This is a genomic window from Pseudomonas sp. MYb118 (assembly GCF_040947875.1).
Classification (GTDB): domain Bacteria; phylum Pseudomonadota; class Gammaproteobacteria; order Pseudomonadales; family Pseudomonadaceae; genus Aquipseudomonas.
This window is the reverse complement of sequence record NZ_JBFRXN010000004.1, coordinates 547286-573456: the sequence shown is the minus strand read 5'-3', so window position 1 is coordinate 573456 and position 26171 is coordinate 547286. Positions and strand designations below refer to the sequence as shown.

General features: G+C 61.5%; 23 protein-coding genes. 11 read left to right on the top strand and 12 right to left on the bottom strand.

The annotated features are described in order from the left end of the window. Positions 1-23 precede the first annotated feature (23 nt). From nuoM to ABVN20_RS28590, 8 genes are all read left to right on the top strand, one after another. Positions 24-1556 (top strand): NADH-quinone oxidoreductase subunit M, encoded by a 1533-nt coding sequence (gene nuoM / locus ABVN20_RS28625; RefSeq protein WP_368559147.1) that lies wholly within the window; start codon positions 24-26, stop codon positions 1554-1556. A 7-nt stretch (positions 1557-1563) separates the two neighbouring features. Then, a complete protein-coding gene (gene nuoN / locus ABVN20_RS28620) occupies positions 1564-3027 on the top strand; it encodes an NADH-quinone oxidoreductase subunit NuoN (protein WP_368559146.1) in 1464 nt (487 codons plus the stop codon). Between the two features lie 198 nt (positions 3028-3225). Continuing rightward, entirely contained in the window at positions 3226-3480 is a 255-nt protein-coding gene (locus ABVN20_RS28615) for a hypothetical protein (RefSeq protein ID WP_368559145.1), read from the top strand. Then, positions 3477-3854 (top strand): type II toxin-antitoxin system VapC family toxin, encoded by a 378-nt coding sequence (locus ABVN20_RS28610; RefSeq protein WP_368559144.1) that lies wholly within the window; start codon positions 3477-3479, stop codon positions 3852-3854. The genes ABVN20_RS28615 and ABVN20_RS28610 overlap by 4 nt, the downstream gene beginning before the upstream one ends. A 439-nt stretch (positions 3855-4293) precedes the next feature. Continuing rightward, a complete protein-coding gene (locus ABVN20_RS28605) occupies positions 4294-4422 on the top strand; it encodes a hypothetical protein (RefSeq protein ID WP_368559143.1) in 129 nt (42 codons plus the stop codon). A 154-nt stretch (positions 4423-4576) separates the two neighbouring features. Continuing rightward, positions 4577-5812, top strand: a complete 1236-nt coding sequence (locus tag ABVN20_RS28600; RefSeq protein ID WP_368559142.1) for a YcaO-like family protein — start codon at positions 4577-4579, stop codon at positions 5810-5812. Next, positions 5809-6759, top strand: coding sequence for a trans-aconitate 2-methyltransferase (locus ABVN20_RS28595; protein ID WP_368559141.1), 951 nt, complete (start codon positions 5809-5811; stop codon positions 6757-6759). Before ABVN20_RS28600 ends, ABVN20_RS28595 begins: the two co-directional genes overlap by 4 nt. Beyond that, positions 6753-7619 carry an alpha/beta fold hydrolase gene (locus tag ABVN20_RS28590; RefSeq protein ID WP_368559140.1) on the top strand — a complete coding sequence of 289 codons (867 nt, stop codon included), beginning with the start codon at positions 6753-6755 and terminating at the stop codon, positions 7617-7619. The genes ABVN20_RS28595 and ABVN20_RS28590 overlap by 7 nt, the downstream gene beginning before the upstream one ends. A gap of 45 nt (positions 7620-7664) precedes the next feature. On the opposite strand, the gene ABVN20_RS28585 is transcribed toward ABVN20_RS28590, so the two are convergent. Genes ABVN20_RS28585 through ABVN20_RS28560 form a run of 6 tightly spaced genes read right to left on the bottom strand, consistent with a single transcriptional unit; the run spans position 7665 to position 13614 of the window. Further along, positions 7665-9407, bottom strand: a complete 1743-nt coding sequence (locus ABVN20_RS28585; protein WP_368559139.1) for an ABC transporter substrate-binding protein — start codon at positions 9405-9407, stop codon at positions 7665-7667. A gap of 41 nt (positions 9408-9448) precedes the next feature. Next, positions 9449-9721 carry a DUF2160 domain-containing protein gene (locus ABVN20_RS28580; RefSeq protein WP_368559138.1) on the bottom strand — a complete coding sequence of 91 codons (273 nt, stop codon included), beginning with the start codon at positions 9719-9721 and terminating at the stop codon, positions 9449-9451. 10 nt (positions 9722-9731) lie between these two features. Then, positions 9732-10532: a carbohydrate ABC transporter permease gene (locus ABVN20_RS28575; protein WP_368559137.1), complete on the bottom strand. Its 801-nt coding sequence runs from the start codon at positions 10530-10532 to the stop codon at positions 9732-9734. Between the two features lie 9 nt (positions 10533-10541). Then, positions 10542-11408, bottom strand: coding sequence for a carbohydrate ABC transporter permease (locus ABVN20_RS28570; protein ID WP_368559136.1), 867 nt, complete (start codon positions 11406-11408; stop codon positions 10542-10544). Beyond that, complete coding sequence (locus ABVN20_RS28565) at positions 11405-12520, bottom strand: ABC transporter ATP-binding protein (RefSeq protein WP_368559135.1); 1116 nt, start codon at positions 12518-12520, stop codon at positions 11405-11407. Before ABVN20_RS28565 ends, ABVN20_RS28570 begins: the two co-directional genes overlap by 4 nt. Continuing rightward, positions 12520-13614, bottom strand: a complete 1095-nt coding sequence (locus ABVN20_RS28560) for an ABC transporter ATP-binding protein (RefSeq protein WP_368559134.1) — start codon at positions 13612-13614, stop codon at positions 12520-12522. Before ABVN20_RS28560 ends, ABVN20_RS28565 begins: the two co-directional genes overlap by 1 nt. Positions 13615-14036: 422 nt before the next feature. On the opposite strand from ABVN20_RS28560, the gene ABVN20_RS28555 reads away from it, so the two are divergent. Continuing rightward, positions 14037-15890, top strand: coding sequence for a sigma-54-dependent Fis family transcriptional regulator (locus ABVN20_RS28555; protein ID WP_368559133.1), 1854 nt, complete (start codon positions 14037-14039; stop codon positions 15888-15890). A gap of 180 nt (positions 15891-16070) precedes the next feature. On the opposite strand, the gene cysS is transcribed toward ABVN20_RS28555, so the two are convergent. Beyond that, positions 16071-17453 carry a cysteine--tRNA ligase gene (gene cysS, locus ABVN20_RS28550; RefSeq protein ID WP_368559132.1) on the bottom strand — a complete coding sequence of 461 codons (1383 nt, stop codon included), beginning with the start codon at positions 17451-17453 and terminating at the stop codon, positions 16071-16073. Between the two features lie 18 nt (positions 17454-17471). Continuing rightward, complete coding sequence (locus ABVN20_RS28545) at positions 17472-19172, bottom strand: glutamine--tRNA ligase/YqeY domain fusion protein (RefSeq protein ID WP_368559131.1); 1701 nt, start codon at positions 19170-19172, stop codon at positions 17472-17474. 251 nt (positions 19173-19423) lie between these two features. Here ABVN20_RS28545 and ABVN20_RS28540 point away from each other — a divergent pair, with 251 nt between their 5' ends. Both ABVN20_RS28540 and lpxH read left to right on the top strand, forming a co-directional pair. Continuing rightward, positions 19424-19927: a peptidylprolyl isomerase gene (locus tag ABVN20_RS28540; RefSeq protein ID WP_368559130.1), complete on the top strand. Its 504-nt coding sequence runs from the start codon at positions 19424-19426 to the stop codon at positions 19925-19927. Then, entirely contained in the window at positions 19924-20676 is a 753-nt protein-coding gene (gene lpxH, locus ABVN20_RS28535; protein WP_368559129.1) for a UDP-2,3-diacylglucosamine diphosphatase, read from the top strand. The genes ABVN20_RS28540 and lpxH overlap by 4 nt, the downstream gene beginning before the upstream one ends. A gap of 117 nt (positions 20677-20793) precedes the next feature. Here the strand turns inward: lpxH and ABVN20_RS28530 are convergent, their stop codons facing one another. The 4 genes from ABVN20_RS28530 to ABVN20_RS28515 form a co-directional block, all read right to left on the bottom strand. Continuing rightward, on the bottom strand, positions 20794-22323 hold the full coding sequence (locus ABVN20_RS28530) for a DHA2 family efflux MFS transporter permease subunit (protein WP_368559128.1): 1530 nt from the start codon (positions 22321-22323) through the stop codon (positions 20794-20796). A gap of 152 nt (positions 22324-22475) precedes the next feature. Further along, the gene (locus ABVN20_RS28525) at positions 22476-23672 is read right to left on the bottom strand and encodes an HlyD family efflux transporter periplasmic adaptor subunit (RefSeq protein ID WP_368559127.1); all 1197 of its coding nucleotides are present in this window, start codon (positions 23670-23672) and stop codon (positions 22476-22478) included. A gap of 15 nt (positions 23673-23687) precedes the next feature. Beyond that, the gene (locus ABVN20_RS28520; protein ID WP_368559126.1) at positions 23688-25163 is read right to left on the bottom strand and encodes an efflux transporter outer membrane subunit; all 1476 of its coding nucleotides are present in this window, start codon (positions 25161-25163) and stop codon (positions 23688-23690) included. Beyond that, positions 25160-25633 carry a MarR family winged helix-turn-helix transcriptional regulator gene (locus ABVN20_RS28515; RefSeq protein WP_368559125.1) on the bottom strand — a complete coding sequence of 158 codons (474 nt, stop codon included), beginning with the start codon at positions 25631-25633 and terminating at the stop codon, positions 25160-25162. Before ABVN20_RS28515 ends, ABVN20_RS28520 begins: the two co-directional genes overlap by 4 nt. Positions 25634-26171 lie beyond the last annotated feature (538 nt).

The following is a 26171-nucleotide window of genomic DNA, read 5'->3' as shown; positions in this document are numbered from 1 at the left end:
TTGCGAAAGGAATTGAGCCCGTCATGATTCTGCCTTGGCTAATCCTGATCCCCTTCATCGGCGGCCTGCTGTGCTGGATGGGTGAGCGCTTCGGCGCCACCCTCCCCCGCTGGATTGCGCTGTTGACCATGACCCTGGAACTCGCCCTCGGCCTCTGGCTGTGGGCCCACGGTGATTATTCATTTGCTCCGGCACCGGGTGCCGATCCGACCTGGGTGATTGAGTTCAAACACGTCTGGATCCAGCGCTTCGGCATCAACGTGCACCTGGCCCTCGACGGCCTGTCGCTGCTGATGATCCTGCTGACCGGCCTGCTGGGTATCCTCTCGGTACTCTGCTCGTGGAAAGAGATCCAGCGTCACGTTGGCTTCTTCCACCTGAACCTGATGTGGATCCTGGGCGGTGTCGTCGGCGTGTTCCTCGCCCTCGACCTGTTCATGTTCTTCTTCTTCTGGGAAATGATGCTGGTGCCGATGTACTTCCTCATCGCGCTCTGGGGTCACAGTTCTTCGGACGGCAAGAAAACCCGGATCTACGCAGCAACCAAGTTCTTCATCTTCACCCAGGCTTCCGGCCTGATCATGCTGGTGGCGATCCTTGGTCTGGTGCTGGTCAACTTCAACAACACCGGCGTGATTACCTTCAACTACGCCGACCTGTTGAAGGTCAAGATGTCGACCACCACCGAGTACATCCTGATGCTCGGCTTCTTCATCGCCTTCGCGGTGAAACTGCCGGTGGTGCCGTTCCACTCCTGGTTGCCTGACGCTCACGCCCAGGCGCCGACCGCAGGTTCCGTCGACCTCGCCGGTATCCTGCTGAAAACCGCGGCCTACGGTCTGCTGCGTTTCGCCCTGCCGCTGTTCCCGAATGCCTCGGCCGAGTTCGCGCCGATCGCCATGACCCTGGGTCTGATCGGGATCTTCTACGGCGCGTTCCTGGCCTTCGCACAAACCGACATCAAGCGCCTGATCGCCTTCTCGTCCGTTTCCCACATGGGCTTCGTACTGATCGGCATCTACTCCGGCAGCCAACTGGCGCTGCAGGGCGCGGTGATCCAGATGCTGGCGCACGGTGTTTCCGCCGCGGCACTGTTTATCCTGAGTGGTCAGTTGTACGAACGCACCCACACCCGCGACATGCGTGAAATGGGTGGCCTGTGGTCGAAGATCGCCTACCTGCCGGCCATCAGCCTGTTCTTCGCTGCCGCGTCCCTGGGCTTGCCGGGTACCGGTAACTTCGTCGGTGAGTTCCTGATCCTGATCGGCACCTTCGCCTCTTCGCCGTGGATCACCGCAATCGCGACGTCCGGCCTGGTGTTCGGTTCGGTGTACTCGCTGATCATGATTCACCGTGCCTACTTCGGCCCGTCCAAATCGGACGCGGTCATGCATGGCATGGATGCTCGCGAACTGATCATGGTGGTCGGTCTGGCGGTGCTGCTGATCTACATCGGCGTCTACCCGCAACCGTTCCTCGACACCTCTGCTGCGACGATGCATGGCGTGCAGCAATGGCTCGGCACCGCCTTCACTCAACTCGCTTCGGCCCGGTAAGAGCGCTATGGAATTCACGATTCAACACTTTATTGCGCTTGCGCCACTGTTGATCACCAGCCTCACCATTATCGTGGTGATGCTGGCGATCGCCTGGCGTCGCAACCACTCGCAGACCTTCCTGATCTCCGTGGCGGGCCTGAACCTGGCGTTGCTGTCGATCCTGCCGGCACTGAAAGTCGCGCCCCTGGCCGTGACCCCGCTGCTGCAAATCGACACTTTCGCCTGCCTGTACATGGCGCTGATCCTGGTCGCCACCCTCGCCTGCGTCACCCTCGCCCACGCCTACCTCGGTGATGGCGGTTCGGGTTACCCGGGCAACCGCGAAGAACTGTACCTGCTGATCCTGATGGCCGCCGCCGGCGGCCTGGTCCTGGTCAGCGCGCAGCACCTGGCCGGCCTGTTCATCGGTCTGGAACTGCTGTCGGTACCGGTCTACGGCCTGGTGGCGTACGCCTTCTTCAACAAGCGTTCGCTGGAAGCCGGTATCAAGTACATGGTGCTGTCGGCAGCCGGTTCCGCGTTCCTGTTGTTCGGTATGGCCCTGCTCTACGCTGACGCCGGCTCGCTGAGCTTCGTCGGCATCGGCCAGGCCCTGGCGGCCACCGGCCTGCCAAGCGCGCTGGCGCAACTGGGCCTGGGCATGATGCTGATCGGCCTGGCCTTCAAGCTGTCGCTGGTACCGTTCCACCTGTGGACACCGGACGTGTACGAAGGGGCTCCGGCACCGGTCGCCGCGTTCCTCGCCACCGCTTCGAAAGTCGCCGTGTTCGCCGTGATGGTGCGTCTGTTCCAGCTCTCGCCGGCTGCCAGCAGCGGTGTCCTGAGCGACGTGCTGACCATCATCGCCATCGTCTCGATCCTGTTCGGTAACCTGTTGGCCCTGACCCAGAGCAACCTCAAGCGTCTGCTGGGTTACTCGTCCATCGCCCACTTCGGTTACCTGCTGATCGCCCTGGTGGCCAGCAAGGGCCTGGCGGTGGAAGCCATCGGCGTCTACCTGGTCACCTACGTGATCACCAGCCTCGGCGCCTTCGGCGTGATCACCCTGATGTCCTCGCCGTACAACGGTCGTGACGCAGACGCCCTGTACGAGTACCGCGGCCTGTTCTGGCGCCGTCCGTACCTGACCGCCGTACTGACCGTGATGATGCTGTCCCTGGCCGGTATCCCGCTGACCGCGGGCTTCATCGGCAAGTTCTACATCATCGCCACCGGTGTCGAGTCGCATCAATGGTGGCTGGTCGGTTCCCTGGTAATGGGCAGCGCCATCGGCGTCTTCTACTACCTGCGCGTCATGGTCACCCTGTACCTGATCGAGCCTAACCTGCGCCGTCACGACGCCCAGCTGCACTGGGAACAGAAGGCAGGCGGCGTGATGCTGCTGGCCATCGCCGTCCTGGCGTTCTTCCTCGGCCTGTACCCACAACCATTGCTGACCCTGGTTCAGCAGGCGGTACTGGCGGGTTGATCACTGGGTGAAACCTGCAACGAACAAAAACGGCACCTTCGGGTGCCGTTTTTGTTTTGTGGGATTTGTTACCGCTGCTCTCCCCTCCCCTCGCGATCTCCGAAAGCTCTCGCCGGATTACCCGCCCGGTCCTACAGGTAAAATTTGGCGAATGGGGTTACCTTGAACACTCAAAGGACGGAAACATCGAGGCAACCCATGAAACGTGACATCTTCAATGAATCGCAGGACGACCGCAGCGCCTTCCTCGCCGAACATCAGGCCCCCTACAACACCAGCTCCCCCCGTTTCTCTTTCAAGCGTGCGGAAAACACCCGCGGGCCCTTGCTCGTCATGGAACGATCTCGAGCGCGACGCATCGGCGCGATGAAGGGCAAGTTCATCGTCAGCGACGACTTCGATGCGCCCCTTCCAGACGATTTGCTGGATGCCTTCGAAGGACGGCATTTGTGAGGGTTCTGCTCGACACCCACATTCTTCTGTGGGCACTCACCGATGACCAGAAGTTATCCTATGCAGCCCGAGCACTCATCAACAACGCCACGCAAGTCCACGTCAGCGCGGCGACGTTCTGGGAAATGGCGATCAAGGTCGGCCTGGGCAAACTCAGCGTCGACCTGGAGGGAATACGGGAGTTCTGCACCGACAGCGGGTTCATCGAATTGCCGATCGAGGCAGAACATGCCATTGCGGTGAAAGACCTGGCGCCTCATCACCGCGATCCCTTCGACCGCCTCATCGTGGCGACCACCGTCATGGAACCGATGCAGCTGCTGACGGCCGATCCGATCATGACCCGGTACACGCCGTTGGCCATTCTGGTCTAAGGCGTACCGCTTGCAGGCACACAACACATGACGGCACCTTCGGGTGCCGTTTTTATTTGCTCGGCTGTTGATGCCCAGTAGCGTCTTTATCCTGCAAATTTGTATGAGTGCCCTTCAAACAACATAGGAAAAATCTCAATACTAAAATCGCAAATCATCACGAGTCACCCGGCCGCAATAGTTGGCTCACCCCACCATCTGAAATGTCCCACGTATTGCTGGCAAAAATCGCTGAACTTCAGTGCTCACCTATTCGGCAAAGGTCCTGATTCATGAACCGCAATCGTCAATCACCGATTGATGTGTACGTTTTTCCGTACACCGTAAACACCCACTTGGTAACTTCCTGTCATTTTTGACCGATCAATTTGCAGTTCATACAGTTGCTCCGTGCTTGAGCAAGCACACTCACTATCCAACAAAAAGAGAGCGTACAACTATGGGTTACATGGGAAGTATCAACGCCAACAAAATCATTGATCTCGAACTGCAGGATGTCCCTACGGAAGAACAGATCGAAGAGCTGCACCTGAGCGAATCCGAACAGGCCGAACTGGAAGCCGAATAAAACACCCCGCCCCCCTGTAGGAGCGAGCTTGCTCGCGATGGACGATGGAACACCGCGCAGTTTCAGGTTGCCCGCGTCATCGTTGACGACCATCGCGAGCGTGCTCGCTCCTACAGGGGGCGGGGTCGGGTGCTGTTTTTCGAGGGAATGAACAATGGACGGTTTTACCTGTGCGGAACGGGAACTGCCCCTGGAGCAGGCAACGCAGCGGATCGAGGCCGAGTGGCAGAGGCTCGGGCTCTGTGCGCAGTCGCAGCAGTGGGGTCAACGGGTCGTCGCGATACACGTCAGGGCCAGTGACCATGAGGGACGCATCATCGCCCGCGGATCGGGCAAGGGTTATCCGCCTTGTGCGCATGTCGGCGCACTGTATGAAACACTGGAACATCATTTAAGTGATCACGTCAGCCCCGATGATATCTGCTGGGTGACTTCATGTTACTTCGCCAACTCCCGACTGTTTATCGACGACAGCGTTTTATCACCACTGATCGAACAACCGCATGCATTGACAGCCTGTCGGACATATACCGACTACTTGAATCACACGACATTCCATTATCCGGTTGCATTGTGTTCACCCCATTACTCACTGGCACCGCTAAAACAAGACACCACCGATTACAACGTATTAAAACGTTACGCCTCCAACAGCGGAACGGCGATTGGCGCCACTTACCACGAAGCGGTGTTACATGCCGTCAATGAGTGCATCGAGCGCGACGCCGTCGCACTGTTTCTGCTCGATCACTTTTACTACCGCACCCCCTCCACGCTGCGTCGGGTCGCCCGACCGACAGCCGATGACGCACTGGGCAGACTCTGGCGCGACGCCGAAGTGGAGATCGGTGCCGACATCGTCGTGATCGACATCAGCAACGAATTCCTCCCACACACCTTTCTCGCATGTTCAACGCAGGCCGGCTCCCAGCCACGCGTGTTCGGCAGCGGATGCTCGCTCAGCGCCCGCCACGGCGCCTGGCGTGCCGTGACTGAACTGGTGCAATTGCATCACGGGTTGACGCAGCCCGAACAGCAATACCACCTGAGCAACGCGAAAAAGCACCTCAGCCCATTCCCACGCCTGCTGCGCTGCCTGCAATTCGATGTTCACGTCCTGTTGGCCCGCTGCGAGCAACTCACCGTGGAATTGCCCGATGAAGGTCCCACCCGCCCGCTGGCCGATCAAATCGACCGCCTGGCCGCAGACCTGCACCGACACGGGCGTACGCTGGGGATTACCCGGCTGCATGAAACGCCGCTGGGCACCACGCTGGTCAATGTGGTCATTCCCGGGCTGGAGCGGTTTTTCGTCGTCTCGAGCGGCAATGTCGTGGTGCCACAGGCCCGCGGCCGGCGCTTGCGAGTCTCCCAGGGAGTACCCGCATGACCCCGGCCCTGCATCGAGAGCGTCACCTCGCCCGATCCTTCAGCCGCCTGCAGACAGTGCCGGGCCAACTGGATCGCTTCATCGAGCCGTTCGGGCCAGGCCTGCATCATCTGTTCGTGCTGCGCCTCGATGGCATCGAATGGGTGGGCCGCAAGATCCTCCAGCACAACGAAAGCGCCGGCTGGCATCTCAGCAGCCTGCTCCAGCCATGGATGCTGCTCGGCCACCTGATCGAATGGCAATGGGGCAATCAAGGCGCGGTGGTGTACTTTCGCGCCGTCGACGAACAGGAAAAACACAGCGCATTCCACGCCGCTCTGACCCAACCGGAGAGCGAAGTACGCTTCCCGTTTCCGCTGATGGATAAGGCCGGCCGGGAAAGCATCTGCCGCGCCAATGACTGGCAGTGCGACGCCTCGCTCGCCGCCAGGCTGAACGCGGACGAAGCGCATTTTCGCGAGCATTGCGCAGCCCTGCTCAAAACCCTGTCGGCGCCGGGTGCAGTAATCCTCGACCCGGCGTGTTCGACCGGTGAGTTCATTGCCCACCTGGCGCACGCGCTGCCCGACCGCCAGTACCTGGGTTCGGACCGCTCGGCTTCGATGATCGAACATGCGCTCAGGCGGCATGGCCATGGCGCCGTCCGATTCAGCCTGGGCGATGCCCGCCTCGTCGCAGCGTCCGGCATCCGTTGCGATGTGCTGGTCCTGCGGTTTCTCAATGCCGAAGTCATGACGCGCAAAGACGCCCAGGGCCTGTTCACGGACCTGGTGGCCTGTGTCAAACCCGGCGGCACGATCCTGCTGTTCGGCCACACGCCGGTATTACTGGGTGTGCCCTATCTGGCGCAGGTATGGAAACTGGCGCTGATCAGCCGCGTTGCGGCCCGTCCCGGTCGTTCGGAACTGTTCCAGTTCTATCAATTGAGGATGCCCCTGCAATGGTGACCCGAGGCTATTACCCCACCGACGACGGTCACCAACTCTATTGGGAGCGTTGGGGCACACCGGGTGGCGAACCCGTCTTTTTCCTGCATGGCGGACCTGGGGGCTGCAGCAATCGCCACCATCTCGAGTTTTTCGATGAGCAGCATTTCGAGATCATTCTGTTCGACCAGCGCGGCTGCGGGCGCTCCCTTCCCCATGGCGAGCGTCAACTCAATGATACCGGCCGTTGCGTGGAGGACATTGATGGCCTGCGACTGCACCTGGGCTTCGCGAGGATCAGCCTGCTCGGTGTCTCGTGGGGCAGTTGGCTGGCGATTCAATACCAGCAGCGCTATCCCGAAGCGGTGCTCAAGACCACACTGGCGTCGATCTTCGTGCCGTTTGCGGAAAACGTCAGCGCCTACGATGACAACTTCACCAAAGGCCTGTCGGCCATCCATGACGGCAACTGCGCCGGCAGCGCCGAGGCGATCTACGAGATCCTCGACAAGGGCTGCGCCCTGCGACAGCGGCAGGCTGCCCTGCACTGGCTACGCGCCAGCCTGTACCTGAGCGGACAGTCGATGTCCCCCGATGCCCTGGGCAATTTCGTCGACCAGGAAGCCGTGCGTGCGATCCGCCTGGAATTGCACTATCACGTTAACCGGTACTTCTTCACGCGCGCCCACGAACGGCTGTCACTCGATGCCAATACGCAGGTCATCCAAGGCACCCGGGACCTGTTCGGCATGTCCAGCGTGCGGTGGTTGCGGCGGCGCCTGCCGTTGCAGTTCCGCCTGTTCCAGGCCGGCCACAACGCATTTGAGCCGGCCATCCTGAAAGCCGTGCGCCAAGCGTTGAAACGCGCCATCGTGCACTGACAAAAACGGCACCCGAAGGTGCCGTTGAGTACGGTGGTGCGATGCTTACTTGCGGGCATCCGCCCAGGATTTCAGCAGCTCGTTGTAGTTCACGGTTTCGCCCTTGGGCTTTTCGTTCGCCAGTTTCGGTTTCGGTGCGCCCGGCTGGTCGAACCAGTACTGCGCGTCACGCTCGGGGTTCATCTTCGGCGCGCAGGTGGCTTGCGCCTTCGAACGTTCCAGACGGGTCATGATCGCGTCCTGGTCCTTGGCCAGGCCATCGAGCGCCTGTTGCGGGGTTTTCTCGCCGCTGGCCGCTTCGGCGATGTGGCTCCACCACAGTTGCGCCAGACGCGGATAGTCCGGCACGTTGGTCCCGGTCGGGGACCATTGCACGCGGGCCGGGCTGCGGTAGAACTCCACCAGGCCACCGAGTTTCGGTGCCAGGTCGGTCATCGCCTGGGAGTTGATGTCCGACTCGCGGATCGGCGTCAGGCCGACGATGGTTTTCTTCAGCGACACGGTTTTCGAGGTGACGAACTGCGCGTACAACCAGGCCGCGAGTTTCTGTTTCTCAGGCGTGGAGTTCATGAAAGTCCAGGAACCCACGTCCTGATAACCGAGCTTCATGCCCTCTTCCCAGTAAGGCCCCTTGGGTGAAGGCGCCATGCGCCATTTCGGCGTGCCGTCGGCGTTCATCACCGCCAGGCCCGGCTTGGTCATGTCGGCAGTGAAGGCTGTGTACCAGAAGATCTGCTGGGCGATGTTGCCCTGGGACGGCACCGGGCCGGACTCGGAGAAGGTCATGCCCGCGGCTTCCGGTGGCGCATATTTCTTCAGCCACTCCACGTATTTGGTGGTGGCGAACACGGCCGCCGGGCCGTTGGTGTCGCCGCCACGGGTCACGCTGGAACCTACCGGATGGCAGTCCTCGACGCGGATGCCCCACTCGTCCACCGGCAAGCCGTTGGGCAGGCCCTTGTCGCCGCCACCGGCCATGGAGAACCAGGCATCGGTGAAGCGCCAGCCCAGCGACGGGTCCTTCTTGCCGTAATCCATGTGCCCGTAGACGCGCTTGCCGTCGATTTCCTTGACGTCTTCGCTGAAGAACTTGGCGATGTCTTCATAGGCCGACCAGTTCACTGGCACGCCCAGTTCATAACCGTACTTTTCCTTGAACTTGGCTTTGAGGTCCGCACGTTCGAACCAGTCGGCACGGAACCAGTACAGGTTGGCGAACTGCTGGTCGGGCAATTGATAGATCTTGCCGTCCGGCGCGGTGGTGAACGAAATGCCGATGAAGTCCTTGAGGTCCAGGGTCGGCGAGGTGAAGTTCTTGCCCTCGTTGGCCATCAGGTCGGTGATCGACTGAGTCTTGCCGTAGCGAAAGTGCGTGCCGATCAGGTCCGAGTCGTTGACCCAGCCGTCATAGATGCTCTTGCCCGACTGCATCTCGGTCTGCAGCTTTTCCACCACGTCGCCTTCCTGCAGCAGGTCGTGGGTCAGCTTGATCCCGGTGATTTCGCTGAAGGCCTTGGCCAGCACCTTGGACTCGTATTCGTGGGTGGCGATGGTTTCCGAAACCACCTTGATGTTCATCCCGCGAAACGGCTCGGCGGCCTTGATGAACCATTTCAGTTCTTCCAGCTGTTGCTCGGCCGTCAGGGTGGACGGCTTGAACTCACTGCCGATCCATTTCTTCGCGGCATCTTCATAGGCATCGGCCCAGGCCGAAGCGCTCAAGCCGCTGAGTGCCAGTACTGCTGCCAATGAAATGCTATGTCGCAGCTTATTGTTTTTATCGAACATAGAAACCTCCTTATTGAGTTTCGGAGCGCCGAGCGATTCGACTAGCCCCAACGCATCACAGACAACAGCCACACCAGGGACAACGCGAACGCCACCCAGATGCTCCAGTCGGTTACGCCGATGACCAGCAAATGCAGGTAGGCGCTGCCGAGAAGACCGATAAACAAACGATCGCCACGGGTGGTGGCCATCGGTAAAAAGCCACGGCGAAGGACACTCGGCGAACGCAGCTCCCAGGTCGTCATGCCGATCAGGATCAAGGCGATCACGCCGAAGAACGCCGCCGTCGGGACGGTCCAGCTCATCCATTCCATCATCAGTTCCTCATACCCGGCCCAGGGCAAAGCCCTTGGCCACATGGTTGCGTACGAACCAGATCACCAGCATGCCGGGCAGGATGGTCAGCACCCCCGCCGCGGCCAGCACGCCCCAGTCGATGCCGGAAGCCGACACCGTGCGAGTCATCACCGCCGCGATCGGCTTGGCATTGACCGAGGTCAGGGTGCGCGCCAGCAGCAGTTCGACCCAGGAAAACATGAAGCAGAAAAACGCCGTCACGCCGATGCCGGAGCCAATCAGCGGGATGAAGATCTTCACGAAGAACTTGGGAAAGCTGTAGCCGTCGATGTAGGCGGTTTCGTCGATTTCCTTCGGCACCCCGGACATGAAACCTTCGAGAATCCACACCGCCAGCGGCACGTTGAACAGGCAGTGCGCCAGGGCCACGGCAATGTGGGTATCGAACAGGCCGATCGACGAATACAGCTGGAAGAACGGCAACAGGAACACCGCCGGTGGTGCCATGCGGTTGGTCAGCAGCCAGAAAAACAGATGCTTGTCGCCCAGGAAGCGGTAGCGGGAAAACGCGTACGCCGCGGGCAATGCCACGGCCAGGGAGATGACCGTGTTCAAGGTCACGTAGTAGGCCGAGTTGATATACCCGGTGTACCAGCTCGGGTCGGTGAAGATCACCTTGTAGTTGGCCAACGTGAAGTCCTGCGGGAACAGCGTCAGGCCGCCGAGGATTTCGGTGTTGCTCTTGAAGGACATGTTCAGCAGCCAATAGATCGGCACCAGCACGAACAGGATGTACAGCAGCAAGGGAATCAGCTTTCTTTTGCTCATGGCGCGGCCTCAACGGTTGGCGTCAGAGTGAGTCATGGCCGTATAGAACAGCCAGGACACCAACAGGATGATCAGGAAGTACACCAGCGAGAAAGCCGCCGCAGGTCCCAGGTCGAATTGCCCGACCGCCATTTGCGTCAACGTCTGGCTGAGGAAGGTCGTGGCATTGCCCGGCCCGCCGCCCGTGAGCACGAACGGTTCGGTGTAGATCATGAAGCTGTCCATGAAGCGCAGCATCACCGCGATCAGCAGCACGCTCTTGAGCTTGGGCAACTGGATGTGGCGGAACACCGCCCAGGCCGAGGCCCGGTCGATCCGCGCCGCCTGGTAGTACACGTCCGGAATGGCACGCAACCCCGAGAAACACAACAAGGCCACCAGCGAGGTCCAGTGCCACACGTCCATCACCAGTACGGTGACCCAGGCATCCATGGTGTTCGCCGCATAGTTGTAGCTGATACCCATGGCGTTGAGCGTCGAACCGAGCAGGCCGATGTCGGCCCGGCCGAAAATCTGCCAGATGGTGCCGACCACGTTCCACGGGATCAGCAGCGGAATCGCCAGGACAATCAACACCACCGACGACCAGCGGCCCTTGGTGGGCATGGTCAGGGCGATGGCGATGCCCAGCGGAATCTCGATCAGCAGCACACAGGCCGAGTAGATGAACTGACGCAGCAACGAGTCGTGCAGACGCGGGTCGAGCAGCACCTGCTTGTACCAGTCGGCACCGACGAAGTAGCGGCTGGACTGGTCGAAGATGTCCTGCACCGAGTAGTTGACCACGGTCATCATCGGGATCACCGCACTGAACGCCACCAGCAGGAACACCGGCAGCACCAGCCACCAGGCCTTGTTGTTCTGCACCTTGTTCATGGCTGCACCTCCCCGACCGCGTGTGGCTCCAGCAGGAAATCGTCGGCGTAGACCATCAGCCACTGGGCCGGGAAGCTGATATACGCCGTGCCTTCCGGCACCGGCTTGTCTTCGGCCAGGCGCACTTTGAGCGGCTGGCCATCGAGGTCCAGGGTCATGATCTTGTAGGTGCCGAGGTCTTCGACGTGGACGACTTTTGCCCTCAGGGCGTCGTCGAACGGCTCGTCCCAGACGTGGACGAATTCCGGGCGGATGCCGACCTTGAGGGTGTGCCAGGTGGATTCAGCGATGCGTTTCTGCATGGCGTCGGACAGCGGCAGATGGGTCGAGGCGAAACCGACACCCCCCGCTTGCGGCTGCACTTCGATCAGGTTCATGCCGGGGCTGCCAATGAAGTAGCCGACGAAGGTGTGGCTCGGGCGCTCGAACAACTCCCGTGGCGTGCCGAACTGCACGATCTGCCCGCCGTACATCACCGCGATCTTGTCGGCGAAGGTCGAGGCCTCCAGTTGATCGTGGGTGACGTAGACCATGGTGATGTTGAACTGCTCGTGGATCTGCTTGAGCTTGCGCCGCAGCTTCCACTTCAGGTGCGGGTCGATCACCGTCAGCGGTTCGTCGAAGAGGATCGCCGAAACGTCGTCGCGCACCAGTCCACGGCCCATGGAGACTTTCTGCTTTTCGTCGGCGGTGAGGTTGCGCGCCTTCTTGCTCAAGAGGTTCTGCAGGTCGAGGACCTCGGCGATTTCCTGCACCTTGCTGTGGATTTTCGCCTCGGCCATACCCTGGTTGCGCAAGGGGAACGCCAGGTTGTCGAACACCGTCATGGTGTCGTAGACCACCGGAAACTGGAACACCTGGGCGATGTTGCGCTTTTCCGGGGTCAGGTCGTTGACCGCGCGGCCGTCGAACAGCACATGGCCCTGGGACGGGCTGAGCAAGCCGGAAATGATGTTGAGCAAGGTCGATTTGCCGCAGCCCGAAGGCCCGAGCAAGGCAAACGCACCGCCCTGCTCCCAGATATGGTCCATCTGGCGGATCGCGTAATCCTCGGGGCCGGCGGGCGTCGCGGTGTAGCTGTGGGCGAGGTTCTGCAAGCGAATTTCGGCCATCAGGCAACCCTCGCGATACGCCGGCCCGGCGCCTGGACCAGGCGGCCCTGCGCATCGAACACGAACAGTTTATGGGTCGGGATATAGATACGGATCGGCGCATCGACGTCGTATTCGTGAACCCCGGGCAGGTGCAGCACCAGCAGGAAATGCTCGTTGCGCACGTGCAGGAAGGTTTCCGAACCGCTGATCTCGGCAACCTCGACGGTCACGGCCAGTTCGAGGTCGTCATCGTTGCTGGGCACCAGCGAGATGTGGCTGGGGCGCACGCCAAAGCGGAATTCGCCCTCGCCCACCGGGCGCAGGTCCACGTTCAGCGGAAAATGCACGAAATTGGCGAAGCTGACTTCGTTGCCAGCAATGCGCCCGGGCATCAGGTTGATCGGTGGCTCGGAGAACAGTTCGGCGGCGAGCACGGTCTGCGGCTGGTGGTAGACCTCGGCGGCCTTGCCGCTCTGGATCACCCGGCCCTCGTGCAGGATGGTGGTGGTGCCGCCCAGCGCCAATGCCTCGTTGGGCTCGGTGGTGGCGTACACCGCAATGGTGTGCCGCGCCTTGAACAGCTCGCGCATTTCCTGGCGCAGCTCTTCGCGTAGCTTGTAATCGAGGTTGACCAGGGGTTCGTCGAACAGGATCAGCTCGGCATCCTTGACCAGCGCCCGCGCCATCGCCGTGCGCTGCTGCTGACCGCCCGAGAGTTCCAGCGGGTAGCGCTTCAGGAATTTCTCGATGCGCAGCATCCTGGCGGTTTCCTGCACCTTGGCCTGGATGATCTCGTTGGCCACACCGGCCTGGCGCAAGGGCGAGGCGATGTTGTCGAAAACGGTCATGGTCGGGTAATTGATGAACTGCTGATAGACCATCGACACGTTGCGCAAACGCACCGGACGTTGAGTGACGTCGACGCCGTTCATCAGGATGCGCCCACTGTCGGGCTTGTCCAGGCCGGCCATCAGGCGCATGAGACTGGTTTTGCCGGACAGCGTACGGCCCAGCAGAACATTGAAGGATCCGGGTTCGAAATTCAGGCACGCATCGTCGATCCAGGTCTGGCCCTCGACGGTACGGCTGACGTGCTCCAGGGTGAGTGACATGGCTCGGCCTTTTTATTATTGGAGTCAAGCGACCGCAGCTACAGAGCGACTTTCGTGCCAGAAAATGCAAATGGTTGATCTGTTGGGAAAATCAGGAAAAAGCAGGACATACCGTGTTCGTTGCTGAACAAAAATGAACAACTCTGGTTGAACAATTGAACAGTTCAGCGATTGACAATGAACAAGGGTGAACAACACTCTACGGATTGTTCACACAGCCGATGGCCCCCGACTTCCCCTGTGAGAGCGAGCCTGCTCGCGATGGTAGACCAGACACCGCGAGGCACCAGCAAGCCAGCGTTATCGTTGACGACCATCGCGAGCAGGCTCGCTCCCACAGGGATTCCCTCCGGGGGATCCCCTCAGGGGTTTGTGTGATCTGCACCATAACAACAATAAAAAACACCCAGAGATCGACTGCCATGGCCGCACCCGCCTCGCCGCTCTCCCACGACGCCATCATTGCCGACTCATGGTCACGCTGCCGCGCGTTCGGCCTCGACCATCAAAGCACGCCCGCCTTCGACCAGTTGCCCGCCGAGGGCATTGCCCAGTTGCTCGAAAGCCAGCATTCACTGGTGCAGACCACCCACCAGGAAGTGCTGCCCTACTACGAAAACATCCTGAGCAATTCCAATTGCCTGATCATGCTGGCCGATAATCAGGGCCAGGTCCTGACCTCCTGGGGCACCCAGCGCTTCATCGAGCCGGGCCTGGCGCGTGGTTTCAGTGCCGGCGCCAGCTGGATGGAACGTTGCAGCGGCACCAACGCCATCGGCACCGCCCTGGCCTGTGAACAGGCGGTGCACATCGAGCACGACGAACACTTCCTCAAGGCCAACCGCTTCATGACCGGTTCCGCCGCGCCGATTTTCGATGCCGAACGCAAGGTGATCGCGGTGCTCGACGTGTCCAGCGACAGCTACCTGCCGCCCTCGCACACCCTCGGCATGGTCAAGATGATGAGCCAGACCGTGGAAAACCGGCTGATCCTCAACCTGTTCCATGGCCAGCATTTTCAACTGACGTTCAACACCGGCCTGAACAACCTCGACAGCCAATGGGCCGGGTTGCTGATCTTCGATGAAACCGGCCAAGTGCTCTCGGCCAATCGCCGGGCCGACAACCTGCTGGGCGTGCGCCTGTCGCGGATCAGTGTCGAAAGCCTGTTCAAGGTGTCGTTGCTGGAACTGCTCAACCAGCCTGATGGCCTGCCCTTTGCTCTGCAAGCCTCGGGGCGCAACCGTTTCCAGTGCGTGTTGCGCCGGCCGAAACAGGCGCCGATCCAGCCGCGCATCTTTACGCGAAAAGACAGCGCCCCCACCGAACGCGCCGAACCCGCCCCCGCCGCGATCAGCCTCGGCACCCTGCACTTCGGCGACAGCCGCGTGGAAAAGGCCGTACGCCAGGCCGAGCGCCTGCTGGAAAAGGACATTCCGTTGTTGATCCACGGCGAAACCGGTGTCGGCAAGGAGGTGTTCGTCAAGGCGCTGCACCAGGCCAGTTCGCGCAGCAAACAGCCGTTCATTGCCGTCAACTGTGCAGCGATCCCCGCCGAACTGGTGGAATCGGAGCTGTTCGGCTATGAGAAAGGCGCCTTCACCGGCGCCAACCAGAAAGGCAGCATCGGCCTGATTCGCAAGGCGGACAAAGGCACGCTGTTCCTCGACGAGATCGGCGACATGCCGTTGCCCACCCAGGCGCGTCTGTTGCGGGTATTGCAGGAGCGTTGCGTGCAACCGGTGGGCAGCAGCGAGTTATTCGCCGTGGACATCCGCATCATTTCGGCGACCAACCGTTCGCTACGCGAGCAGGTGCAACTGGGGCGCTTTCGCGAAGACCTGTATTACCGCATCGGCGGCCTGACCCTGGAGCTGCCGCCCCTGCGCGAACGCAGCGACAAGCAGGCACTGTTCAAGCGCTTGTGGGAACAGCATCGCGAGCCGTCGCAATGGGCAGGCCTGAGCCGCGAGGTGCTGGAGCTGTTCAGCCGTCATCCGTGGCCGGGCAACCTGCGCCAGGTCAGCAGCGTGATGCAGGTGGCGCTGGCCATGGCCGAGGAACAACCGGTGCGGCCGGAGCATTTGCCGGATGATTTTTTCGTCGACCTGGAGATGGAGCCGGTGGAGACACCCGAGCCGTTGGCGGTGGACCTGGATGATGCCGAAGACCTGAATCGGCAGTTGCGGGCGGTGGGGGGCAATATTTCCCATTTGGCGCGGCGGTTGGGGGTTAGTCGCAATACCTTGTACAAAAGGTTGCGGCAGACCGAGTGACCGCGGTGGGTGTGGACCCTATCGCGAGCAGGCTCGCTCCCACAGTTCAGGCCTCATCGCAACCCATTGTGGGAGCGAGCCTGCTCGCGATGAGGCCGGCCAGCACACCGCAATATCCAAAACCTGCAAACAAACAAAAACCCGCACAAGGCGGGTTTTTGTCTCAAACGGCTCAGCCAATCAATCAGCCAAACGCCAGGTCGTGCCGCCCTTGCCGTCTTCCAGCACCACGCCCATGGCGGTGAGCTGGTCGCGGATGCGGTCGGATTCGGCCCAGTCCTTGGCCGCGCGCGCCGCCAGGCGGGCTGCGATCAGGGCATCGACCTCGGCTGCATCCACACGCCCTTCGGCGCCGGCCTGCAGGAAGTCTTCGGCTTCGAGCTGCAACACACCCAGCACATCGGCCAGTTGCTTCAAGCGCGCCGCCAGACCGGCCGCCGCGTCGAGATCGCTCTCGCGCAGACGGTTGATCTCACGCACCATCTCGAACAGCACCGCACAGGCTTCCGGCGTGCCGAAGTCGTCGTTCATCACTTGGGTAAAGCGCTCGACGAACGCCTCGCCACCGGCTGGAGCGACCTTCGGCAGGCCTTTCAACGCATGGTAGAAACGCTCGAGGGCGCCTTTGGCGTCCTTGAGGTTGTCTTCCGAATAGTTGATCGCGCTGCGGTAGTGGCTCGACACCAGCAGGTAACGCACGACTTCCGGGTGGTACTTTTCCAGCACGTCGCGAATGGTGAAGAAGTTGTTCAAGGACTTGGACATCTTCTCGCCATTGATGCGGATCATGCCGCAATGCATCCACGCGTTGGCGTAGGTCTTGCCGGTGGCCGCTTCGCTCTGGGCGATTTCGTTCTCGTGGTGCGGGAACTCCAGGTCGCTGCCGCCGCCATGAATGTCGAAGGTCTCGCCCAGGCAGCAGGTCGACATCACCGAGCACTCGATGTGCCAGCCCGGACGACCGTCGCCCCAAGGCGATGGCCAGCTCGGCTCACCCGGCTTGGCGCCTTTCCACAGCACGAAGTCCAGCGGGTCCTGCTTGGACTCGTCGACTTCGATGCGCGCGCCGATGCGCAGGTCTTCGATCTTCTTGCGCGACAGCTTGCCGTAACCCATGAACTTGGCGACGCGGTAGTACACGTCGCCATTGCCCGGGGCGTAGGCGTAGCCCTTGTCGATCAGAGTCTGGATCATCGCGTGCATGCCGGGGATATGCCCGGTGGCGCGCGGCTCCATGTCCGGCTTCTTGATGTTCAGGCGCGCTTCGTCTTCGTGCATCGCCGCGATCATGCGTTCGGTCAGCGCTTCGAACGACTCGCCGTTCTCATTGGCCCGATTGATGATCTTGTCGTCAATGTCGGTGATGTTGCGCACATAGGTCAGGTCGTAGCCGCTGAACCGCAACCAGCGGGTCACCAGGTCGAAAGCGACCATGCTGCGGCCATGGCCCAGGTGGCAGTAGTCGTACACGGTCATCCCGCACACGTACATGCGCACCTTGTTGCCATCCAGCGGTTTGAAGACTTCTTTGCTCTTGGTGAGCGTGTTGTAGATCGTCAGCACGTCAGAGGTTTCCTTGAATCACTGGCCCCACGAATCACGCAAGGTCACGGTACGGTTGAAGACCGGAGCGCCCGGTTTCGAGTCCTTGATATCCGCGCAGAAGTAACCTTCGCGCTCGAACTGGAAACGGTCTTCCGGCTGTGCGTCGCCCAGCGAGGGTTCGGCACGACAACCAGTCAGTACTTGCAGGGAGTCAGGGTTGATATTGTCGAGGAAACTCGCGCTGTCTTCGGCCTTCTCCGGGTTCGGCGAACGGAACAGGCGATCGTACAGACGCACTTCGCACTCGATGCTGGCCGCTGCCGGCACCCAGTGGATCACGCCCTTGACCTTGCGGCCTTCAGGGTTCTTGCCCAGGGTGTCCGGATCGTACGAGCAACGCAGTTCGACGATGTTGCCATCGGCGTCCTTGATCGCTTCGTCGGCACGGATCACGTAGCTGCCGCGCAGGCGCACTTCGCCGTTTGGTTCCAGGCGCTTGTAGCCCTTCGGTGGCTCTTCCATGAAGTCATCGCGGTCGATGTAGATTTCACGGGCGAACGGCAGCTTGCGCACACCGAGTTCTTCTTTCTGTGGATGACGCGGCAGTTCGAGATTATCGACCTGGTCTTCCGGGTAGTTGGTGATCACCACTTTCAACGGACGCAGCACGCACATGGCGCGAGGGGCGTTCGCGTCGAGGTCCTGGCGGATGCTGAATTCGAGCATGCCGAAGTCGACCACGCCGTCAGAGCGGTTGGTGCCGACCATGTCGCAGAAGTTGCGGATCGAAGCCGGTGTGTAGCCACGGCGACGGAAGCCCGACAGCGTGGACATGCGCGGATCGTCCCAGCCGTTGACGTGCTTTTCATCGACCAGTTGCTTGAGCTTGCGCTTGCTGGTGATGGTGTAGTTCAGGTTCAGGCGGCTGAACTCGTACTGGCGCGGGTTGGCCGGCACCGGCAGGTTCTCCAGGAACCACTCGTACAGCGGACGATGGCTTTCGAACTCCAGGGTGCAGATCGAGTGGGTGATGCCTTCGATGGCATCCGACTGACCGTGGGTGAAGTCATAGTTGGGGTAGATGCACCACTTGTCGCCGGTCTGGTGGTGATGGGCGTGACGGATGCGGTACATGATCGGGTCGCGCAGGTTCATGTTCGGCGACGCCATGTCGATTTTCGCGCGCAGCACACGGGCGCCGTCCGGGAACTCGCCGGCACGCATGCGGGCGAACCAGTCGAGGTTCTCTTCCACCGAGCGATCACGGAACGGGCTGTTGCGGCCTGGTTCGGTCAGGGTGCCACGGTATTCCTTGGCCTGCTCCGGGCTCAGGTCGTCGACATAGGCCTTGCCGGCCTTGATCAGCTCGACGGCCCAGTCGTGCAACTGGTCGAAATACTGCGAGGCGTAGCGCACTTCGCCGGACCATTCGAAGCCCAGCCATTTGACGTCGCTTTCGATCGCGTCGATGTATTCCTGGTCTTCCTTGGCCGGGTTGGTGTCGTCGAAACGCAGGTGCGTGACGCCGCCGAACTCCTGGGCCAGGCCGAAGTTCACACAGATCGACTTGGCGTGACCGATGTGCAGGTAACCGTTGGGCTCAGGCGGGAAACGGGTGACGATCTGCGTGTGCTTACCCGAGTCCAGGTCCGCCTGGATGATCGGGCGCAGGAAATTGACCGGTACGGCAGGGCCGGTCTTGGAATTCGAGGTAGGGTCGACAGTGGGCTTGCTCATAGGATCCTTGAACGTACAAGTGCGCGGCCGGAAGACAGCCAGACAAAACAAAGCCGCTATCATAGCCGATGCCGTCAAGTACCTGACAGAGCGCACTCGGCAAACGGTCGCATTTAATCGGGCATAAAAGAAAAAACTGCCTCGAAATTCGCGCCTGTCACGCTAAACTGCGCTCCTTGGCCGACAAGGCTGAACCGGTAGCGGGACAAAATGTTCCAATACCCACGAATTCCCTAGAAAGAGTACCGATCATGACCCAAGTCAAACTGACGACCAACTTTGGCGACATCGTTCTGGAACTGAACGCCGAGAAAGCCCCGATCACCGTGGCCAACTTCGTTGAATACGTCAAAGCCGGTCACTACGAAAACACCATTTTTCACCGTGTCATCGGTAACTTCATGATCCAGGGCGGCGGTTTCGAGCCAGGCATGAAAGAGAAGAAAGACAAGCGCCCAAGCATCCAGAACGAAGCCGACAACGGTCTTTCCAACGACAAGTACACCATCGCCATGGCCCGTACCATGGAGCCGCATTCGGCGTCGGCGCAGTTCTTCATCAACGTCACCGACAACAGCTTCCTGAACCACAGCGGCAAGAACACCCAGGGCTGGGGCTACGCGGTATTCGGTAAAGTGACTGCCGGCACCGACGTCGTCGACAAGATCAAAGGCGTTTCCACCACCATGAAGGCCGGCCACCAGGACGTGCCAGCAGACGACGTGATCATCGAGAAAGCCGAGATCATTGAGTGATATTGCTGATTTCAGACTTGCATCTGGAAGAGGAGCGCCCGGACATCACCCGGGCGTTTCTGGATTTGCTCGCCGGACGTGCCCGTTCGGCGAGTGCGTTGTACATCCTCGGGGATTTTTTCGAGGCATGGATTGGCGATGACGCCATGACGCCCTTCCAACGCTCCATCTGCCAGGCCCTGCGTGATCTCAGCGACAGCGGCACGGCCATTTTCCTCATGCACGGCAATCGCGACTTCATGCTCGGCCAGGCCTTCTGTAAACAGGCCGGCTGCACCCTGCTGAAAGATCCGAGTGTCGTGCAGTTCTTCGATGAACCGGTGCTGCTGATGCACGGCGACAGCCTGTGCACCCGCGACGAAGCCTACATGAAGCTGCGTCGTTACCTGCGCAACCCCATCACCCTGTTCATCCTGCGCCACCTGCCCCTGCGGACCCGGCATAAGCTGGCACGCAAGCTGCGCAGCGAAAGCCGGGCGCAGACGCGGATGAAGGCCAACGACATTGTCGATGTCACCCCGGAAGAAATTCCGCGGATCATGCAGCAATATGGGGTGAAAACCCTGGTCCACGGCCACACCCACCGCCCCGCCATCCACAAGCTGCAACTGGGCGACCAGGCCGCCCGGCGCATCGTGCTGGGCGATTGGGATCGCCAGGGCTGGGCCTTGCAGGTGGACGAAAGCGGCTACGCCCTGACCCCGTTCGACTTCGCCCCGCCGCCGGCGCTGGCTGCGCCTACGGCCTGACGAGTCCCCCTGTAGGAGCGAGCTTGCTCGCGATGTCGGTGTGTCAGCCAATATGATGTTGGCTGACACTCCGTCATCGCGAGCAAGCTCGCTCCTACAGGGGGCGTGTGTGTTGGTTTAATGACCGGACGCCGCAGGCCCCGCCTTCGCCGCGAACGGCGGTTTGGCCAGCCAGACGATCACGATCAACGCCATGAACGCCCAGCCCAGCAGCGTGAAGTAATCCACCGTGGACAGCATGTAGGCCTGGCTGGTCAACACGTGATCGAGCTGCGCGTACGCCGGGCTGCCCGCCCCGCCGAGGTTTTGCAGGGCGTCGCGGGTGGCCGGGTCGTAGGTGGTGATGCTTTCGCTCAGGTACGCATGGTGCTGGTCGGCGCGGCGGATCCAGATCCAGGTGGTCAGCGACGCGGCAAAACTGCCGCCCAGGGTGCGCAGGAAGGTCGCCAGGCCGGCGCCATCGGCGATCTGGCTCGGTGGCAGGTCGGACATCAGGATGCTCAGGGTCGGCATGAAGAACAGCGCCACGCCGATGCCCATGAACAACTGCACCAGGGCGATGTGCTGGAAGTCCACTTCGTTGGTGAAGCCGGCACGCATGAAGCAACTCAGGCCAATGGCCAGGAACGCCAGCCCCGCCAGCAGGCGCAGGTCGAACTTGTGCGCGTACTTGCCGACGAACGGCGACATCAGCACCGGCAGGATGCCGATGGGCGCGACCGCCAGGCCGGCCCAGGTGGCCGTGTAGCCCATCTGGGTCTGCAGCCATTGCGGCAGAATCAGGTTGATGCCGAAGAACCCGGCGTAGCCGAGCACCAGCACCAGGGTGCCGATGCGGAAGTTACGGTAGGCGAACAGGCGCAGGTTGACCACCGGGTGCGCATCGGTCATTTCCCAGATCACGAACACCGCCAGGGCAATCACCGAAATGGCCGCGCCGATCAGGATGAAGTTCGATTCGAACCAGTCCAGGTCGTTGCCCTTGTCGAGGATCACCTGCAACGCACCGACGCCGATGATCAGCGAGATCAGGCCGACGTAGTCCATCGGCTGGCGGCTGGTTTCAACCGGACGCGCCTTGAGCTGCTGGCGCACCACCATCACCGCGAAAATGCCGATGGGCACGTTGATGAAGAAAATCCACGGCCAGCTGTAGCTGTCGGTGATCCAGCCGCCGAGAATCGGCCCGGCAATCGGCGCCACCACCGTGACCATCGCCAGCAACGCCAGGGCCATGCCGCGCCTGGCCGGCGGATAGACGGCGATCAGCAGCGTCTGGGTCATCGGGTACAAGGGCCCGGCCACCAGGCCCTGCAACACTCGAAAGCCGATCAGTTCGGGCATCGAGGTGGACACACCGCAAAGAAACGAAGCCAATACGAACAGCATCGTCGCCCACAGAAACAGCTTCACCTCGCCAAAGCGCCGGCTCAGCCAACCGGTCAGCGGCAGCGCGATGGCGTTGCTCACGGCGAACGAGGTGATCACCCAGGTGCCCTGCTCCGAACTCACGCCCAGGTTGCCGGAAATGGTCGGCAACGCCACGTTGGCGATGGTGGTGTCGAGCACCTGCATGAAAGTCGCCAGCGACAGGCCGATGGTGCTGAGCAGCAGGCTGGGCGGCGTGAAAGACGCGTTATTGCTCATCGCGAATCCTATGCAAACATGAGGACGGGCGCAGCCGCCCCACCCTGTTTCTGTGGGAGCGAGCCTGCTCGCGATGGTGTGTCAGTGACATGAGTGTTGACTGACACACCATCGCGAGCAGGCTCGCTCCCACACAGGAGATTTGTGTGGTATCAGCGCTGTGCGGTTTTGCTGGCGGCGGCGCTGTTGTCGTGGATCAACTGGGTGATCATCGCGTCGGCCTCGGCCAACTGGCGGTCGTAGACCGTGGTGCTGAACGACGCCTTTTGTGGCGGCTGCTGCGCCAGAACCGGGCCGCTCTGGTCACGCAGGTTGACATCGACCTGGGTCGACAGGCCCACACGCAACGGGTGCTTGGCCAGTTCTTCGGCGTTGATGTGAATACGCACCGGCACCCGCTGGACGATCTTGATCCAGTTACCGGTGGCGTTCTGCGCCGGCAGCAGGGCAAACGCGCTGCCAGTGCCGGCGCCCAGGCTGTCGATGGTGCCGCTGAACTTCACGTCGCTGCCGTAGAGGTCGGCCTCGATGTCCACCGGTTGGCCGATGCGCATGTCACGCAGTTGGGTTTCCTTGAAGTTGGCGTCGATCCACAACTGATCCAGCGGAATCACCGCCATCAGCGCGGTGCCCGGCTGGACCCGCTGGCCGAGCTGCACGGAACGCTTGGCGACGTAACCGGTGACCGGCGCGATCAGGGTGCTGCGGGCGTTGTTGAGGTAGGCCTGGCGCAGTTGCGCGGCAGCTTCCATCACATCCGGGTGCGACGAGACCACGGTGTCATCGACCAGCGCGCTGGTGGTTTTCAGTTGCTGTTTGGCATTGGCCAGGGCGTTTTGCGCCGAGGTCAGGTCGTCGCGGGCGTGGGACAGTTCTTCCTGGGAAATCGCCCCGCCGGCGGCGAGGTTTTTCCGACGGTTGAAGTTGTCCTGGGCCTTCTGCACTTCTGCCTGCTGGGCGTTGACCTGGGCCTTCATGCCATCGACGTTGCTGTACAGGCCGCGCACCTGGCGCACAGTACGGGCCAGCTTGGCCTGGGCACTTTGCAGGCCGACTTGCGCGTCGTTCGGGTCGAAGTTGACCAGCACCTGGCCTTCGTGGACCAGGTCACCATCATCGGCGCCGATGCTGACCACGGTGCCGGTGACCAGCGGCGTGATTTCCACCACGTTGCCGTTCACGTAGGCGTCGTCGGTGCTTTCGTTCCAGCGCCCGTAGAATTCGTGATAACCCCAGACGCCGGCACCGACGAGGAGCACCACCACGGCCAGCGCGAGCAGCATGACCTTGCGTTTGCGCGGGTTGCCGTTGTCGGTGGCTTCAGGGGTTTGAGTATTGGCAGTGGCCATGACAATTACCTTGAATTAGTGGGTCTGCGTGGCTGATGTTGTGTTGGCTGCGTTGGCCGCCAGGGAGTCGCCCTGAAAACCGCCGCCCAGGGCCTGCATCAATTGGATCGACAGGTCAATCTGCTCGGCATTCAGGTTGGCCAGCTGACGCTGGGCCTGGAGCAACTGCTGCTCGATGCTGAGCACGTCCAGGTAGTTGCCGATGCCGGAACCGTAGCGCTGGACCACGGTGTTGTAGGAGTCCTGGGCAATGTCGGTGGCGTGCTGCTGGGCACCGATCTGCCGGCCGATATCGCGCAACTGGTTGATGGTGTCGCTGACATCGCCCAGCGCTTTCACCAGGCTCTTGTTGTACTGCGCCACCGCGAGGTCGTAATCGGCATCGCGCGAATCGAGGTCGGCACGCAGGCGGCCGCCATCGAAAATTGGCACCGAAATGGTCGGGGCGATGTTGAAGAAACGACTGGCGGACCCGAACATCGCGTCGCCCAACAAGGATTCGGCACCGGCGGCGGCGCTAAGGTTCAAGTTGGGATAAAAGCGTGTCTTGCTCGCGTCGATGTCCTTGCTCGCCGCCTCGACCCGCCAGCGCGCGGCCACCAGGTCTGGCCGGCGACCGAGCAATTCGGCGGGCAACACCGACGGCAAGGCGACCGCGCCCGGTTGCAGGATTTTCGGCCGGGCGATCTCGTTGCCGCGGTCCGGACCTTTGCCGAGCAGCACCGCCAGGGCGATTTTCGCGCTTTGCAGGCGTTTTTCCGCGTCGATCAGGCTGGCCTGGGACGAGGCTTCCAGGCTTTCGGTCTGCTGGAACTGGTACTGGCTGTCGATGCCGGCGCTCAGGCGGCGCTGGCTGAGATCGAGCATCTGCCGGGTGCGCTTGAGGTCTTCGCTTGCCAGGTCGTGCACGATGTGCGCCTGGCCCAGATCGCTGTAGGCCCGGGCGACGTCGGCCGCCAGGGTCAGTTGCGCGGCCTGCTGATCGACTTCGGCGGCGCGGGCCTGGCCCAACGCGGCCTCCCAGGCGGCACGCTGACCGCCCCAGAGGTCGAAGTTGTAATTGAACGTGGCACTGATGTTGCGCACCGTGGAGTAGGCATCGCCCTGCCCCAGCGGGTCCTGATCACGGGCCAGGCGCGAGCGGCTGACGCCGGCGCTGGCATCCAGGGTCGGCATGCGCGTGGCATCGGCGGCATAGGCGGCGGCGCTGGCCTGATGGGCCCGGGCGTCGGCGATCTGCATGTCGGGGCTGTCTTTCAGCGCCTCGCGGATCAGCCCGTCGAGTTGCGGGTCGCCGAGGCTTTTCCACCAGTCGCTTTTCGGCCAGGCCGCAGGCGACAGGGTCACGCCACTCAAGGATTGCCCGGTTTGCAGGGTTTTCGCATCGAGACTTTTGCCCGAGGTGACCAGACCGCTGTAATTGGCACAACCGGCCAGCACCATGGCCGCGAGCACCAGGCTCAGGCCGGTCCGCAAGGTCTGGCCGTTCATTTGTCACCTACCCGCAGCAAGGTGATCGAGTCACCGGCTGCCACCAGGATTTTCTTCAGGATGTGTTCCAGGGTGACCAGCTCTTGCGGCGTGATCGCCCCCGCCAGTTCGTTCATCGCCTGGGCGCCAATGTGCGGCAGGCGGTCGGCGAGTGTCTGGCCTTCGGTGGTCAGCACCAACTGCACCTGCCGGCGATCCGCTTCGGAACGCTGGCGCTCGAGGAAACCTTTCTGCTCCAGGCGATCGAGCATGCGCGTCATCGAACCGCTGTCGAGCGACAGGTGGCGGCACAATTCGGCGGGGGTATCGACGCCGTACTGGGCCATGATGATCAGCACCTTGAACTGCGCGGCGGTGATGCCGTGGGGTTCCATGTGCGTGTCGATGATGCGGTCCTTGAGCAGCGCGGCGCGGCCGAGCAGGAGACCGAGGTGGCAGTTGTGGAAATTGTCGGGGGTGAAGTGAGTCATCTGATCACCAATTAGCTGCCTAGGCAGTGAATGTATGACGAGATGTTACTGCCTAGGCAGCAAATGGCCAAGCATTAGTTAGTTAGCTTTTTATTTAATTGACAGGCGGGGGGTGAAATTCTGTGGGCGCTGGATTGCCAGCGATGGCGGGTTTACGGTGTACATATCCGTTTTTTGCGGTCATGGCCGCCTAAGGTTCCGCCCTTACGGCGGGTTACTTTGTCGCGCCAAAGTAACCAAAACGCCACGCCCCTGACGTACGGCCCTTCGCTGGCGCTCCGGGTTCCCTCGCTCCGGTCCCGCTCCGAGGGCCCGCCGCCATCGGCCATCCTTGGCCGAGGGCGGCTAACCCGGCATCCATGCCGGGTTACCCACTACGCAGAACCTCCACTCGGCCTTCCGACGGGGCAATCTGTGGCGCCTGGTAGTCCTCGACCAGAAGATCAAAATCACAAGCGGAACGCGGTCCCTGTGGGAGCGAGCCTGCTCGCGATGGTGACTCAGACACCACAGGCATCCAGACAGCCCGCGTCATCGT